Annotated in this window: 3 protein-coding genes; 2 read left to right on the top strand and 1 reads right to left on the bottom strand. The window is 54.6% G+C overall.

Annotation, left to right across the window (positions count from 1 at the left end; all coding sequences use genetic code 11):
- The coding region (locus tag JX360_RS17265) for a SufS family cysteine desulfurase (protein WP_244353466.1) at nucleotides 1-1171 on the bottom strand (1171 nt) is incomplete at its 3' end.
- Nucleotides 1172-1378: 207 nt separating this feature from the next.
- Between JX360_RS17265 and JX360_RS17260 the strand changes: the two genes are divergently transcribed.
- On the top strand, nucleotides 1379-1597 hold the full coding sequence (locus JX360_RS17260; RefSeq protein ID WP_244353464.1) for a hypothetical protein: 219 nt from the start codon (nucleotides 1379-1381) through the stop codon (nucleotides 1595-1597).
- 183 nt (nucleotides 1598-1780) lie between these two features.
- The coding region (psb35, locus tag JX360_RS17775) for a photosystem II assembly protein Psb35 (RefSeq protein ID WP_244353462.1) at nucleotides 1781-2124 on the top strand (344 nt) is incomplete at its 3' end.

Below are 2124 nucleotides of genomic sequence, written 5' to 3'. Positions count from 1 at the left end.
ATTGCACCTTCAAGTAGCGATGCAACGGCTGCGTGCAGTGGTGGCCGGCCCGGATGGCAATGCCATGCTCATCTAGTAACGTTGACAGATCGTGAGGGTGAATCGCCTCTGCCGAAAAACTGACCAATCCCGCCCGTCGCGCTGGATCCGTGGGGCCGTAAACCGTGATGCCCGGTATGCGTTGGATCCCGTCGAGAAGGCGCGTGATCAAAGCTTGTTCATGGGCATGAATGCGATCCAGCCCGATCTCGTTCAAATAATCCACCGCCGCCCCCAAACCTACCGCTTGAGCAATGGCTGGGGTGCCGGCCTCAAACTTATGGGGAATATCTGCATAGGTCGCATGATCCAGATACACATCCGCGATCATCTCTCCCCCTCCCAAAAAGGGTGGCATGGATCGCAACAGATCCCGTTTCCCATACAGGATGCCAATCCCAGTTGGGCCACACATTTTGTGTCCAGAAAAAGCCAACCAGTCACAATTCAAAGCCTGCACGTCCACCGGCAAATGGGGCACACTTTGGCAGGCATCTAGCAAAACCTTCGCCCCATAGCGATGGGCTAACCGGATCACCTCCTCCACTGGGTTCAGGGATCCCAGCATATTGGACACCTGGACGACTGCCACCAACCGGGTGCGATCGCTGAGCAAGGATTGATAGTGCTCCAGATCCAACTCCCCTTCCGGGGTGATCTGAATGAACTTCAGGTGCGCTCCAGTCTTCTGGGCCACCAACTGCCAAGGGATCAAATTGCTGTGGTGCTCCATCACCGAAAGGATGATCTCGTCTCCCTGGGCGAGATGACTCAGGCCCCAGCTATAGGCCACCAAGTTAATCGCTTCGCTGGCGTTGCGGGTATAGATCATTTGCTGGGGTGAGGGAGCATTCAAAAAACGGGCGATCTTTTCCCGTGCTCCTTCGTAGGCATCGGTTGCCTCATTGCTGAGCGTATGGACCCCCCGATGCACATTGGCATTGGAGTGCTGGTAGTAGCGTTCCATCGCCTGTAAAACCGAAAGCGGCTTTTGGGAGGTGGCGGCGTTATCAAAGTAAATCAACGGATGGCCGTGCACTTGCCGCTGCAAAATCGGAAAATCAGCCCGCACCTGCTCGGCTAGATCAGCTGCAAGATCAACCTTGGGAAGAGAGAGAGGCGATACGGCCATAGTCTACGCGAAAACCCTATTTCCCTCAGTATGACATCGCTCTGGGATAGAACCCGACTTAGCAGTCCATCAGCGGATGAACACCGGGCTCAGACCCAAGACAGGGATCCCTACCTCAGCCCCCGCCACCTTATTCCTCCATAGGGCTTGTCACGATATGTAAACCCATGTTAAATTTATTTACATAAAGCGATAGAGGTATTGACAATGCAAGCATCACCCCGAATTCCTTCTCGCATGGACTCTGCCGCCGTCGCTCAGTACTACGACACCACCAATGATTGGATCCCGGGCTGGACTGAACAAGCAGAGCGCTGGAATGGACGTTTAGCCATGCTGGGTTTGGCCATCAGCATCGGTATGGAAGCGGCGCTGGGCCACAGCGTTTTCGCTAGCACGCTCGCTCAGTGGCTGGGTCTGCAATAATTCTAGATAGTTCTAAATAGAGTTTTACCTCTGTCTGAGAGAGCCCAGAACTACAGCCCTTTAATGCTCCGTATCCCAAAAGTGAACGTGGGTTTGCGACAACAACAGTTGTGTCCTTAACCCTGTTTTGAAAGCGCTAGAGTGCTCTGCACCGCTGTCGCGAAGGGGATTCCTCCGTGCTAGGTGACTGACGGTTCCGCTAGCGTGGCCTTGGCGCAAAGGGCTGTGTCCACACTCATCCTTTATGAGCTGATGATGACTGACAATCCCTTCCTTCTCTACGTTGGTGTAATGGTGGCCGGTCTAGTGGCTGCTGTTGCAGTTGGTTCGATGGCCTTCTTCAATTCCAAGCGCCCCGCTGGTTGGGAGGGTGCCGGACGCCCGCGATACGTGCCTCAGTACGGCCAAGACAGCGAAACACCGCCTGAATGGGAAATTGGCTGGACTGAAAAGGCGGAGCGCTGGAATGGACGGCTAGCGATGTTGGGGTTTGTCATCAGCATTGCTGTTGAAGCTACTGTTGGCCA

The organism is Thermostichus vulcanus str. 'Rupite' (genome assembly GCF_022848905.1).
In the GTDB taxonomy this organism is placed as follows: Bacteria; Cyanobacteriota; Cyanobacteriia; order Thermostichales; family Thermostichaceae; genus Thermostichus; species Thermostichus vulcanus_A.
This window is presented reverse-complemented; position numbering and strand designations above follow the sequence as displayed.